At 33.6% G+C, this 13,444-nt stretch carries 12 protein-coding genes; 9 read left to right on the top strand and 3 right to left on the bottom strand.

From position 1 onward, the window contains the following. Nucleotides 1-231 precede the first annotated feature (231 nt). Genes C7958_RS14580 through C7958_RS14570 form a run of 3 tightly spaced genes read left to right on the top strand, consistent with a single transcriptional unit; the run spans nucleotide 232 to nucleotide 1,606 of the window. On the top strand, nucleotides 232-810 hold the full coding sequence (locus tag C7958_RS14580) for a TetR/AcrR family transcriptional regulator (protein WP_111573401.1): 579 nt from the start codon (nucleotides 232-234) through the stop codon (nucleotides 808-810). Between the two features lie 30 nt (nucleotides 811-840). Beyond that, nucleotides 841-1,329, top strand: a complete 489-nt coding sequence (locus tag C7958_RS14575; protein ID WP_111573400.1) for a ferritin-like domain-containing protein — start codon at nucleotides 841-843, stop codon at nucleotides 1,327-1,329. Next, nucleotides 1,316-1,606 carry a GIY-YIG nuclease family protein gene (locus tag C7958_RS14570; RefSeq protein WP_111573399.1) on the top strand — a complete coding sequence of 97 codons (291 nt, stop codon included), beginning with the start codon at nucleotides 1,316-1,318 and terminating at the stop codon, nucleotides 1,604-1,606. Before C7958_RS14575 ends, C7958_RS14570 begins: the two co-directional genes overlap by 14 nt. Here C7958_RS14570 and murB read toward each other — a convergent pair. Continuing rightward, on the bottom strand, nucleotides 1,603-2,529 hold the full coding sequence (gene murB / locus C7958_RS14565; RefSeq protein ID WP_111573398.1) for a UDP-N-acetylmuramate dehydrogenase: 927 nt from the start codon (nucleotides 2,527-2,529) through the stop codon (nucleotides 1,603-1,605). The two genes, C7958_RS14570 and murB, sit on opposite strands and share 4 nt — an antisense overlap. Nucleotides 2,530-2,688: 159 nt before the next feature. Here murB and C7958_RS14560 point away from each other — a divergent pair, with 159 nt between their 5' ends. After that, nucleotides 2,689-3,621 carry a ParB/RepB/Spo0J family partition protein gene (locus C7958_RS14560; protein WP_111573397.1) on the top strand — a complete coding sequence of 311 codons (933 nt, stop codon included), beginning with the start codon at nucleotides 2,689-2,691 and terminating at the stop codon, nucleotides 3,619-3,621. A gap of 95 nt (nucleotides 3,622-3,716) precedes the next feature. Next, entirely contained in the window at nucleotides 3,717-4,895 is a 1,179-nt protein-coding gene (locus tag C7958_RS14555) for a phosphopentomutase (RefSeq protein ID WP_111573396.1), read from the top strand. A 38-nt stretch (nucleotides 4,896-4,933) separates the two neighbouring features. Here C7958_RS14555 and C7958_RS14550 read toward each other — a convergent pair whose 3' ends face one another. Beyond that, complete coding sequence (locus tag C7958_RS14550; RefSeq protein WP_111573395.1) at nucleotides 4,934-6,067, bottom strand: HD domain-containing phosphohydrolase; 1,134 nt, start codon at nucleotides 6,065-6,067, stop codon at nucleotides 4,934-4,936. A 230-nt stretch (nucleotides 6,068-6,297) separates the two neighbouring features. Between C7958_RS14550 and C7958_RS14545 the strand changes: the two genes are divergently transcribed. The 4 genes from C7958_RS14545 (at nucleotide 6,298) to C7958_RS14530 (ending at nucleotide 12,306) form a co-directional block, all read left to right on the top strand. Next, nucleotides 6,298-7,107 carry a CheR family methyltransferase gene (locus C7958_RS14545; protein ID WP_111573394.1) on the top strand — a complete coding sequence of 270 codons (810 nt, stop codon included), beginning with the start codon at nucleotides 6,298-6,300 and terminating at the stop codon, nucleotides 7,105-7,107. Between the two features lie 7 nt (nucleotides 7,108-7,114). Continuing rightward, on the top strand, nucleotides 7,115-8,980 hold the full coding sequence (locus tag C7958_RS14540) for a methyl-accepting chemotaxis protein (RefSeq protein WP_111573393.1): 1,866 nt from the start codon (nucleotides 7,115-7,117) through the stop codon (nucleotides 8,978-8,980). A 151-nt stretch (nucleotides 8,981-9,131) separates the two neighbouring features. Further along, on the top strand, nucleotides 9,132-10,589 hold the full coding sequence (locus C7958_RS14535; RefSeq protein ID WP_111573392.1) for an ATPase domain-containing protein: 1,458 nt from the start codon (nucleotides 9,132-9,134) through the stop codon (nucleotides 10,587-10,589). Continuing rightward, nucleotides 10,576-12,306, top strand: coding sequence for an HD domain-containing phosphohydrolase (locus C7958_RS14530; RefSeq protein WP_111573391.1), 1,731 nt, complete (start codon nucleotides 10,576-10,578; stop codon nucleotides 12,304-12,306). The genes C7958_RS14535 and C7958_RS14530 overlap by 14 nt, the downstream gene beginning before the upstream one ends. Here C7958_RS14530 and C7958_RS14525 read toward each other — a convergent pair. Beyond that, entirely contained in the window at nucleotides 12,284-13,183 is a 900-nt protein-coding gene (locus C7958_RS14525; RefSeq protein ID WP_111573390.1) for a LysR family transcriptional regulator, read from the bottom strand. The genes C7958_RS14530 and C7958_RS14525 overlap by 23 nt on opposite strands. Nucleotides 13,184-13,444 lie beyond the last annotated feature (261 nt).

The following is a 13,444-nucleotide window of genomic DNA, read 5'->3' as shown; positions in this document are numbered from 1 at the left end:
CCAACCAGCTTTTAAAGAAACTGGGATACTTTAGTTTTACAGAAAGATATGCACAAGTAATTAATTCTTAATGAACCGCCCAGTACCGAACGGTATGCTGTGGTGGTGTGAGAGGACGGGGAATAAATTAATTATTTCCCTCCTACTCGATTATGGCTTTTTATTTAAATAATCAAAAAAATGTGATATAATTAAAAAGAATAAAATAATAAAAAAAGAAGGGGTAACAAAGTGGCAGATCGCAAAGAAGAAATTATTCAGGCTGGAATAGAAGTCTTTGCAGCCAGGGGCTATTATAATACTCACATAGCTGAAATAGTTGAAAAAGTTGGTATTGCAAAGGGGACATTTTATTTATATTTTAACAGCAAGAAGGATCTTTTTATTTCTCTGATAAAAAGGCATGAAGAAATTTTTTTAAAAGAATTTGATAATTATATCATTGATACAGATAATATGGATTTAAAAATATTTTTTGAGAAAATGCTGCTTAGATTTTTTAAACTTTATAAAAAACATGAAAATCTTTCCATAATTATTTTAAGAGAAGCAGTTGCTGTAAACGAAGAATTTGAAGATCAATTTAAAAAAATGGATGCAAAACGCTTCCAGAGTTTAAATAATTTACATCAATTTTTGATAGAAAATAATTATATAACAAAAAATATTGATTTTAATTATTTTGCCTGTACTTTCGTTGGAATTATGGAAAGTATAGTAATGCGGAGACTTATTTTGAATGAAAAAGATTTTGATATTGAAGAAGCGGCAGATAAGATAAGTAATTATTTTTATAAAGCAATAAGTTAATGATTATTTTATTATTTGGAGGGATTAATAATGAAGGAAAGATTTAATGCATTAGAAGTAATGGAAATGGCAAAGAATATTGAAATAAGAGGAAAAAAGTTTTATTTAAAACATGCTGAGGCAACTGAAAATAGAGATTTGAGGGAACTTTTTAAAAGGTTAGCTCAGGATGAGCAGGATCACTATGAAAAATTTGTAGCCTTAACTGAGGAACTTCGCGAAGGAAAAGATGACGCGGATTATCTTTATGAAGAGGATGTAAGTGCCTATTTTAATTATCTGGTTGAGTATTCTATTTTTCCAAAAGATGATAGTGAAGAGTCAATTGAGGCTTTAAATGATGTAGAAAAAGCTTTAAAACTGGCCATTCAGGCTGAAAAAGACTCAATTTTATTTTATCGTGAAATGTGCGATTACAATGAAGGTAAAACTATTGAAGCGGTTAGTCAGCTAATTGACGAGGAAAAGGAACATCTAAGAGCACTTGGCAAATATATTCAGGAATATGGCCAAAAATAAGGAAGAATTAGAAGTTATTAAAGATAATCAATCTAATAATTCACATTACATTTACGTGGTTGAATGCAGTGATGGCAGTCTTTATACAGGCTATACCACTGATGTAGAGCGGCGGCTGGAAGAACATAATGCTGGAGTAGGAGCTAAATATACACGGGGGCGCATTCCGGTCAAGCTTCGCCATCAGGAGTCATTTAAAAGTCGCAGTCTGGCCCAGAAAAGAGAATATGAAATCAAGCAGCTCCCCCGCAGCAAAAAGGAGGAGCTCTTAGATTAAAATTCTCCTAAAAAGCGGGGTTCGACTTCAAGTTGGACACCGCTTATTTTATAAACTTCTGCTTTAACCTTTTCAATTAAATTAACAATATCTTCAGCAGTTGCATTACCTTTATTGACTATAAAGCCTGCATGTTTAGTGGAAACCTGGGCTCCGCCGATCTGAAAGCCCTTCATTTTCGCTTTTTCGATCAGGGGACCAGTATAATGTCCTGGAGGTCTTTTAAAAATACTGCCGGCACTGGGTAATTCCATAGGCTGTTTGCTCCAGCGTTTATTATGCAGTTCATCCATTTTTGCTTTGATTAATTTTTTTTCCGATCTTTTAAGTTCGATTGTAACATTGACTGCAGCCCAGTCTGGATCCTCTTTTTGCAAAATGCTTGTTCTATATTCAAGTTTTAACTCAGATTTATTGAGTTCTATTAATTTGCCCCTTTGATTTATAAATTGTGCTTTAACAATTACGTCTTTCATTTCCCCACCGTAGGCGCCGGCATTCATGTAGAGTGCTCCTCCCAGTGAACCCGGGATTCCGGCTGCAAATTCAAAACCGCCTAAAGAATTTTTGTAGGCCAGATCGGCAATTTCTTTAAGTTCCAGTCCACATTCGGCAGTGATCTGCCTGGCTTCAACTTGATAGTGATTTAAACTGCCAGTATAGATAATAATACCTCGATAACCTTTATCGGAAATAATTAAATTACTCCCTTTCCCCAGAATGAAATAGGGAATATTTGAATTAACAATTAGCGGCATTAGTTCTTTTAAAGCGGAGACTTTCTCCGGTGTCAGGAAAAGATCTGCAGGTCCGCCAACCTTAAAACTTGCAAATTCAGCTAAACTTTTATTTTTTTCTACCTGCAGGTAGTTTATTTTCTTCAGTTTATTTGTTAAACTATTTATATCAGAGAGTGTTTTCATTTTAGATGCTCCTTTAAGATTTGATATTCTGTTAAAGTTAAAGAATTAATTTTAAGTCCAATCTAATAATATAATATGTTAAAAGCGAATAAAAATCAATTTTATGAAGTTTATTTTCTGTTTGATTTAGGAGTCAAACTTTAAATGGGGGGGTTGGAAATGAAATATAAAGAAATTTCACTGCGGGATATAGAAAGTCGGCCAGATCAGGTTAGACAAAATTTTTCGGAGGCAAGAATAGATAGTCTGGCAAAATCGATTGCAGAAGTGGGGCAGCTGCAGCCGATTGTTGTTCAAAAAAAGGATGATCACTATCTTTTAATTGCAGGGGAAAGAAGGCTGAGAGCTGTTAAAAAGGATGAACAGGAAAAAATAGCAGCTGTTATTTTGGAATCTGAAGTCTCACCGGAGAAATTTAGGCAGATTCAATTGATTGAAAACCTGCAGAGACAGGACTTAAATCCCCTGGAAAGAGCAACTTCAATTAATAAATTTATGGAGGCTAATAACTTGAGTAAAAAAGATGCAGCTGAAAAACTGGGAGTGGCCAGAACTACTTTGACCCTCTGGCTGAACATTCTGGAGATGAAGGAAAAATATCAAAAAGAAGTCTTAAAAGAAGACTCTCCGATAACTTTATCTCATTTGAGTCTGGCTCACGCTTTATCATCAAAAACAGGGGACCCCAGTAAGGCCAATCAGCTGCTGGACGCAGTAATCAAACATAATTTAAGCCGGAAGGAAACACAGGCTGTGATAGATTTGTTTTATAAATATCTTCACCTACCAGTGGAAGAAGCGGTTTCGGCTGTACTTTTAAAGCGGGAAAGAATGAAAATGAAAGAGTACTGGGATGATGGTAGTGATCAGAAATCGCATAATCCGGTCCGTAAATTATTTCGCTCATTTAGTAATATCAATGATAATCTGGAGGAATATATGGAGGAAGAAGGCGATCTTCCAGAAGAAGATAAAGAAGAGCTGTTAGATGAATTTTTATATCTCTATCAGATAATGGGTATTTTAATTCCGGATTTAAAAGATAAATCTTTAGAATCATTAGTTACAGATATTAAGACTAAGGCCAAATAAACAAAGTGTTTTTTCATTAAGTTAGTTTAAAACTTATTAAAAAAATAGGTCTGACGTCTAACGATATAAATTATTAATAATTTAGGGGTGGTATTTTGAAGAAGTTTAATAGAGTGATTTTGATGGTAATGGATAGTGTTGGGATTGGAGAATTGCCAGATGCAGAGGAATATGGTGATCAGGGTGCTGCGACGCTGCAGAATATTGCAGCTGAGTTAGGTGGACTTGAGCTGCCAAATCTAGAAAAACTGGGACTGGGAAAGATAGAGTCTATTCAGGGTCTTGATTCTGAACTTGAGGCTGAGGGAGCTTATGGAAAAGCAGCAGAAAAATCAAAAGGCAAAGATACTACTACTGGACACTGGGAGATTGCTGGCTTGATTTCAGAACAGCCTTTTCCTACCTATCCAGATGGCTTTCCAGCTGAGGTAATGGATCAGTTCCATAAAGCAATTGGAAGAGAATCTCTGGGCAATAAGCCGGCTTCAGGCACGGTTATTATCGAAGAACTTGGCCAGAAGCATCTGGAGACAGGAAAACCAATTGTATATACTTCTGCAGATAGTGTCTTTCAGATAGCAGCTCACGAAGAAGTGATTCCAATTGATGAGCTTTATGGTTATTGTAAAAAGGCCAGAGAAATTCTGCAGGGTGAGCATGCAGTAGCCAGAGTTATTGCCCGTCCCTTTCTGGGAGAACCGGGTAACTTTGAGCGGACAGAAAGAAGAAAAGACTTTTCTTTAACACCACCGGAGCCAACTATTTTAAATCAGCTTCAGGCTAAGAATCTGGAAGTAAATGCTGTTGGTAAAATAACATATATTTTTAATCACAGCGGAATTTCTAATTCTATAACTACTTCAAATAATATGAATGGAATTGATATGACTGTAGAGTTACTGGATCAGAGTAAAAGAGGATTGATTTTTACTAATCTGGTGGATTTTGATCAGAACTACGGCCACCGCCGGAATATTGGGGGTTATGCAGCTGCTCTTAAGGACTTTGATCAGAGAATCCCAGAAATAAAAGCTGCCATGAAAAATGATGACCTGTTGATAATCACTGCCGATCACGGTTGTGATCCGACCTATGAGGGTACTGACCATACCAGAGAATATATTCCACTACTGGTTTATGGTAAAGGAATTAAAAATGATATTGATTTAGGTATTAGAGCGTCTTTTAGCGATATTGCTGCAACAATAGCTGATATTTTTGATATTGATAAATTAAAATCAGGACAAAGTTTTAGAACAGAACTTCTGGATTAGCTGCAGCTGAAATTAAAGATTTATCTGGGACAGTATAATTAATTGCTATTTTTTAAAAAATCGAATCTATTATTTTCAGCCAGTTTGAGACAGGCTTCTACAATTTCTGGATCATATCTGCTGCCTTTAAATTTTTCTAATTCCTGACAGGCCTTATCAAAACCTGGTGTTTCACGATAGGGTCTGTCACTATTCATTACTGCCAGCACATCTGCAACTCCAATAATTTTTGCTTCAATTCTAATTTGATCTTTCTTTAAGTTATTTGGATAGCCGGAACCATCAATTCGCTCATGGTGCTGTAATATAATTTCAGCTATCTGCTTGTCCAGAGATTTAAAAATATTATAACCATATTTGCTGTGTTCTTTAATTAGTTGATATTCAGAATCTGTGATTTCAACTTTTGTCAGCAGCTGTGTTGGAAGTAATAAAAAACCTATATCATGGACTTTACTACTCATTTTGAGTAGTTTTTTGCTTTTTTTGTCTAGATTCATCTGATCTGCTATTAAAGCAGTAATTTCCCTGACCTCAGAGTGGTGATTCTTGAATGAAGGTAATTTTTTATTAAATATATTATTTAAAATACTGGAAAATATCTGGATGTTTGCGTAAGAGGTATTGGACTGCTGCAGATCAAAGATTGTAGAATAGAGTACAGTTTTGTCATTGATAACCAGAGGACTGGTAAAAACAGTAACTTCTCTTTTTTCTCCACTGGCCAGCTGGTGCTCAAAATTGAAAGTCATGTGGCCTTTTTCTATTGTTTTCTTAATTTTTTCCTTGATTAATTTTTTATCTAAATAGTTAATTTCGAAAATGCTTTTTTGAAACATTTCCTGTTCGGAAAAACCGTAATATTTGACTGCACTTTTATTAAAATCGACAATTTTTCCACTTTCTGGTTCTATTAAAAGGACTGGAGTTTTAAAATTATCGATCACCAGGTTTTTAAATACATTTCTAATTTGAGTTCTGCCCAGCAGATAATCAAGTGAGACACCAAAGAAGTCTGCGATTGCAAAAAGAGTATCCAGGGGTGGGAATCTGGTAGCCTGCTCATAATTGGCAATGGTGGTTCTGGCATAACCGAGTTTTTCTCCTAACTCTGCCTGATTTAAACCGCTTTCCTTCCTTAACTTCTTCAGCCTGTTTGCAAATCTTTTCATAAAAAAACTCCTTCCAGAGTTGTTTAATTTAAGAATAGATTTATTATATCTCTATTATACAGCAAAAGACTTGGTGAATAAAGCTAATATCTACTCAATTTGTGTAATTGTTGCTTAAAATAGAAAAAAAGTATTTATATTTCTTTAATTTACACATATTGCATAATCTATGGTAATAGTAATAATTATGAGTTATAATCTAAACATAGTTCTAAGGGGGCAATAATCTATTGAAGATAAAAGCAGAAGATATTGATTTATTAAATAAAATTCTGGCAGCAGAGATTGGTATTACAATTTCGGCTGATAAAGGCAGTATGCTCGATCTGAGACTTTCTAAAAGAATTAATGAGCTTAATTTGAAAACGATTAAACAGTATGTTAGTTATATAGAAAATACTGCTGAGGAAAAAAATATCTTATTTAATCTATTAACAACCAACTACACTAAATTTTTTCGGGAAAAATTTCACTTTCAATTGCTTTTTAGAAGTATTATTCCAGAGATTAGAGAAAATAAAAATAAGGTTAGAATCTGGAGTGCAGGTTGTTCTACCGGGGAAGAACCTTATACTATAGCGATGCTGCTTGCTTATAGAGATCTAAAATTTGAGATTCTGGCTACAGATATTAATGGTGAAGTTCTAAATATTGCCAGAAGGGGGATCTATAATGAAAATAAAATAAACCGAATTGATTCAAAATATGTATATAAATACTTTCAAAAAGGGGTTGGTAAATATAGTGGATATTATAAAATAAAAAATCTGATCAGGGATAAAGTTACTTTCAAAAAATTAAACCTTAATAGTTCCTTTTCGCAAAAAAATTCAGAAAAATTCGACATAATTTTTTGTCGAAATGTGTTAATTTATTTTAAGGAGATAAATAAAAAGAGAGTGATCAAAGAATTTTACAGGGCATTAAATGATTCTGGCTACCTTGTACTGGGGCATTCTGAATCTATTGATTTAACTGACCATAAAAATCACAGCTGGAGAAAAATTGGCAGTAATTCTTATCAAAAAATAGGGGGATAGATAAATAATGAAAAATCCATTAAAAAAAATGAGTGTCGGCAATAAATTAATAACTATATTTTTACTGATAATTTTTATGAGTTTGCTGGTAACTACATATATTAGCTATACAGATTCTTTAAAATTGGCCCAGAACCAGATGACAGAACAGCTGACAGTAGTAAGAGATTCTAAGCTTTCAGAAATAAAAAAATTATTTTCTAATTTGAAAGCAGAAATGAGACTACTGCGGGAAAATGATCTAATTAAAGAAAATCTGGATCAGCTTCAGGACCAGGGGAGAACTGGTGACAGTGTCTTTAGCAATAGCATTAATTTTAGAATAAATCAGCAGATCAGTATTTTTCAAGAAGAATTCGGTTGGGGAAATACCTATTTAATGGATAGAGAAGGAAATTTGGTGTATACAACCGCCGGAACTGAAGACTTAAATACTAACTTGAATAATGGTCCTTACAAAGATAGTATTCTGGCTAAAGCATTTAAACAGGGAATAAAAGGAGAAGCTATTGTTGACTTTGCTTATTACGAACCTCTAGATAGAGCAGCTGGATTTATTTCAATGCCTGTCTATAATGAGGAGAATTTTCAGGGGGTTCTGGCCCTACAAATTCCGAGCGAGAAGATAAATGCTATTATGGAAAAAAAAGAACTTAAAGAAGTAAGTGGAAAGACTTTTTTAGTAGGATCTGACTATTTAATGAGATCTAATACAAGTTTTATTGAAGAAGATACATTTTTAAATTATAGGGTAGAAACAGAAGCAGTAAAAAACGCTTTAAAAGGAGATAGAGGAATTGAGTTAACAACAGATTTTAGTGGAGAAGAAGTATATAGTGCTTTTGCATCTTTAAATATGGATGGATTAAACTGGGCTTTAGTTTCAGAAGTAGATCAAAGTGAAGTTGCAGCTCCTATAAATGATTTACTGCAGAAGAATATTACTCTACTTGTGATAGTTATTTTACTGGCCCTGTTTACCAGCTTTTATATGATAAAAACAATTATTTCTAAACCCATTACTAAAATGCGGGATGTTTTAAACAAAATTAGAGAAGAAAATGATCTGAGACAGCAGCTTGAAATAAATAAAGAAGATGAAATTGGGAGGCTTGCTCAAGATTTAAATTATACAATAAAATCCTTACAAGATATAATTAATGGTGCTAAAAATATATCAAGAAATGTCAGCAGTTCTGCAGATAAGATTTCTAGAGAAAACGAAAATTTATCAAATAGAACAGTGGATCAGGCATCTGCTCTGGAGGAAATTTCAGCAAATATGGAAGAGATAACAGCTTCAATTGAGGAAGTAGCAGCCGGCGCTGAAGAAGCCAGCAAGTCCGGCAAGAAAAATTTAGCGATTGTCCGGGAAGGTTCTGAGATTGTTGATGAAACTATCGATTCAATGGCTGATGTAACCAGAAGCAGTCAGCAGATTGCTGAAATTATAGGAACAGTAAATGAAATTGCTTCCCAGACTAATCTTTTAGCTCTAAATGCTGCAATTGAGGCGGCAAGAGCGGGGGAAGCAGGCAGAGGTTTTTCTGTTGTTGCTTCTGAGGTTAGAGATCTGGCTGAAAGGACAAGTAAATCAGCCGGGGAGATCGAAAATATAATTAATGACATCATAGTAAAAATTAAAGATGGAAATAAGCTGATTAATAAAACTGGTAAAAATCTGACTGAAATTGTTGAAACTACTGCCCAGACTTCCGAAACAATTGATGAAATATCAGAGTCGATCAATGAACAGGCTTCGGCAACCGAAGAAATCCAGGAAGTTATTTTGGAAATAGATAATAATACGCAAAAGAACGCAAAACTGGTGGAAGATATTACTGATGATAGTGAAAAATTAAGTCAAGAATAACAGAGATTATACAGACTGGTTTCTAAATTTATTACAAATAACAATATTGATCTTAAAGATCTGGATCCAGAAGAACTGGATAATACTTCTGAAGCTGACTTTATAGATTTCGAAGAATAATCGTTTGAAGAATAGTCGGAGGAGGTTTATTATGGATTTAATTAAAACTGGTATCAGAGGTCTGGATAATGTTTTAAGAGGTGGACTGCAGGCCAATAGATCCTACCTGGTTCGGGGAGGACCAGGTAGTGGTAAAACAACGCTCGGGCTGCAGTTTCTAATTAATAGTCAGCAGCAAAATAGTTTGTTTATATCCCTGGGGGAATCAGTAGAAAAAATTAAAGCCGATGCTGAAAAAAGGAATTTTGATCTGCAGCATGTTCATTTTCTGGAATTAAGTCCATCTTCTGATTTTTTTCGTAAAGATGAAGAATACAATATTTTCAGTGCTCAGGAAGTTGAAAAAACTCCCCTGATCAATAAAATTGTCAGTAAAATTGAATCGGTTCAGCCCGATAGAATTTTCCTGGATAGTGCTACCTATCTTTCCTATTTAAGTAATGATAAATTTAAGTTTAGAAAAGAAATTCTATCTTTAATTAAATTTGTGGCTGAAAAAAAAGCTGCCTTTCTGCTGGCTTCAGAATCGACACCGGATAATCCAGATGGAGATCTGCAGTTTGTTGTTGATGGAGTGCTTAATTTGAGCAGTGAAGATAATGAACGTTACTTTTATGTATCCAAATTAAGAGGTTCAGATTATTTATCAGGTAAACATTCCCTGAAATTAAAAAATGATGGAGTTCATGTTTATCCCAATTTTATTCCGGTTAAACAAAAGGTAGAAACAGAAAAGAAAAAATTAGCTTCTGGAATTCCCAGCCTGGACAAGCTGCTTAATGGTGGTTTAGAGAAAGGAACTATTACTATTATTAGCGGCCCAACAGGAGTTGGTAAAACTACTCTGGGTATTCAGTATCTTAAAGAAGCGGCTGGCAGAGGAGAAAAGTCAATCATTTATACTTTTGAAGAATCTCCGGACACTATTATTAAACGCTGTCAGGCTATTAAAATACCAATTAAGGATATGTTAAAAAATTCTGTTTTAGAAATCGAAGAAATTAATCCACTTAAATTTACCCCGACCGAATTTTTAAATAAGGTCAAAAAAAAGGTCGAAAATAAAGGGATAGACGTTATTTTAATCGACAGTCTGGCAGGTTATAAAATGGCATTTCCCGAAAAAAGTTCAGATAATGATAAGATTAGACAGCTCCACATTTTAAATAAATATTTAAGTAAAATGGGAGTTACAGTACTGATTAATAATGAAGTCACAAATATTATTGGAGATTTTAAAGCAACTGGATTTGGAATCAGTTACCTGGCAGATAATATTATTATTCTAAATTATTATGAATATGAAAGTAAACTGAAAAAGACAATCGGTGTACTTAAAAAACGTCTGAGTGGTTTTGAACGGTATTTAAGAGAATTTAAAATTGGAGAATATGGAATCGAAGTTGGTAAACCTCTAACTAATTTACAGGGAATATTAACTGGTGATATTATCGATTTAAGCTCAGGTGAGAATAGTGAAAAAAGATAAACTGCTTATTTTGATGAAAAATCAGAAAGACTGTAAACTCCTTCGAGAAATGCTGAATGAATACTATGATATTTTAAGTCTTGATCAACTGAGCAGTCTGCAGGAAATAGACCTGATTATAACTGATTATTATTTTTACAGCAATCAAAATCAGCTAATAAGTAGAATCATAGAAAAACAAAGGCCGTTATTGCTGCCTCTGCTTGTTGTCAGCAGAAAAGAAAAATTTAAATTTGACGAACAGAAGCTAATCAGTAATTTAAATGAAATAATCAAAATTCCAATCAGCAAATCTGTACTTCTTAAAAAAATAAAAAAGTTACTGGAATTAAGGTTTTATTCTAAACAAGCAGAGAAAAAATATGATCTGATTGTGCAAAATAGTCCTGTTGGTATTATAGTAGTTAATTCTGGAACCCTCAGATATTCAAATCCCTATACAGCAGAAATTCTGGGTGGTGAGATTGAGACTTTAATCAATTCCAACTCTAAATTAAAAGCATTAATACTTGAATCCAATTCTGAACTAAAAAACTATGAGCTGCAGCTGCAGTCAGGTACGAGAAAAGTCTGGTTATTAATAAATTCTAAAGAGATGCCTTATCAGGAAGCTGATACCTGGATTTATATAATTAAAGATATAACTGAACAGAAAGAAAAAGAAGAAAAAATTAAATATATGCTCTACCATGATGATTTAACTAATCTCTATAATCGAAGATTTTTAAGTGATAATTTATTGGGGACTTCTGAAATTTTAACATGTAATGCCGCCGGGATTATAGTTTTAGATATCAATAATCTGAAGTTGATTAATGAAACTTTCGACAATCAGCTGGGAGATCAAATAATTATCAAAATATCAAAAATTATAGAGTCAGCTACCAATGCTGGAGATTTTTTACTCAGAACAGGAGGCGATGAGTTTTTAATAATCCTGCCTGATAAAAACCTTTTAGAAACAGAGGCGGTAATGGAAAAGATAAAACAAAAATCGGAAGAAAAATATGAAGAAAAAATTCAGCTGAGTATAGGTGCTGGAGCAGCAGTTTCAGATAACATTCAGGCTAATCTCACTGCAGTAATTGACAAGGCTACAGAAAATATGTATCTAAATAAATTAACCGAAAATTATAGTATTAAAAGCCATATTATAAAATCAATGCTGGTTACGCTGCAGGTTAAATCATTTGAAACAGAAGATCATGCTTCCAGAATGGATACTCTGGCAATACTGCTGGGGAAAAAAGCAGGACTGAGCAGATATCAGCTTGATGAACTTTCAATGCTGGCTAAACTGCATGATATTGGTAAAGTGGCCATTCCTGAGTCTATTTTAAAAAAAGCTGAAAAATTAGATCAGGAAGAATTTAATTTGGTCAAAACACATCCGGAGATTGGCTACAGGATAGTAAAAACAGTCCCCCATCTAAATGAAGTTGCGGAAGGTGTTTTAGCTCATCATGAAAGATGGGATGGTCAGGGATATCCGCAGGGATTAAAAAAAGAAGAAATTCCTCTGATTGCCAGGATAATCACTATTATAGACTCTTTTGATGTGATGACTAATGAACGTTCTTATAAAAAAGCCTATTCTATCAAATATTCTCTTACCGAATTAGAACACTGTGCTGGCAGCCAATTTGACCCTGAACTGGTAGACTTATTTTTAACTGAAGTTGTAAATGAAGTATTTACCCAGTTAAATTTGGTTTAGAATCGAATAGTTCGATAAATTTTTCTGCAGCTTTAGAAAGTGGAATATCTTTATTTGTAATAACTGCCAGTTTTCTTGCTGGCAGTTTTTCTTTTGTTTTAATCTCAAATAAATTTTCTTGTTTGAGATTGAGACAGTATTCGGGTACCAGGGCAATACCAAGACCTATTTTTGTCATTTCAATTAGTAAGTCAATACTCCCAAGTTCAACTGCAGCCTCAACTTCTATGTTCAGGTTATTTAAAGCATTCTCCAGAAATCTCCGGGTTGTAGTTTTAGATTCCAGCATTAAGAGAGGATAATTTTTTAATTCCTTTAGTTTAATTTCTTTTTTCCTTAAGTCTTTAAATTCACTGCCTGCTATAAAGAGATCGTTAAAGCTGTAAATTTCCTGAGATTCCATCTGGTCAGTAATTTTTGGATTGGGAAGATTGCTGATAATTAAATCAACTTTGTTCTGCTGCAGGAGATCAATACAGGTGCTGGAGGTTCTATTTGTAATCTGAATCTGTATTTCCGGGTAAAGACGGTGATATTTTTTTAAATAGGGAAGCAAAAAATCCTTGGAGATTGTATCATTGGCACCAATATGGATTTCCCCTCTTTCCAGTGAATTGATTTCTCTGATACTTTTCTCTCCATTTTCAATTAAATTAAAAGCAGGCTCAATATGTTCGAACAGTATTTTGCCTGCTTCAGTTAACTGTACTTTTTTTGTGCTTCTAATAAATAAATCAGTTTTTAATTCTTTTTCTAGATTTTTTATATTCTGACTGACTGCTGACTGGGAAATAAAGAGTTTTTCAGCTGCTTTTGAAAAACTTAAATCGCGGGCTACCTGATAAAATACTTTATATAATTCATAATTTAAGGCCATTGATTAGCACTCCTTATTAATAGTATTAGTATTATTAATTTTACTTCTCAATTGTATCATTCTATAATTAAATTGCAAGGGAGTTTTTGTTCTTATAAGAGTTAATTCTAAATAAGAAAATTAATATCTCTCCATTAAAAAATCAAAGAATAACTAAGTTTCATATTTTGATTAAATTAGCTTACCTTCCTGATCACAACTTCCTGTTGTGCAGTCAGCAAAAAACATCGTGTTTTTTGAGCTAATTTAATCAAAATACTC

The sequence above is a fragment of the Halanaerobium saccharolyticum genome (genome assembly GCF_003259895.1).
Taxonomy (GTDB): domain Bacteria; phylum Bacillota; class Halanaerobiia; order Halanaerobiales; family Halanaerobiaceae; genus Halanaerobium; species Halanaerobium saccharolyticum_A.
The sequence above is the reverse complement of the archived record's forward strand: the minus strand, read 5'-3'. Positions and strand labels throughout refer to the sequence as shown.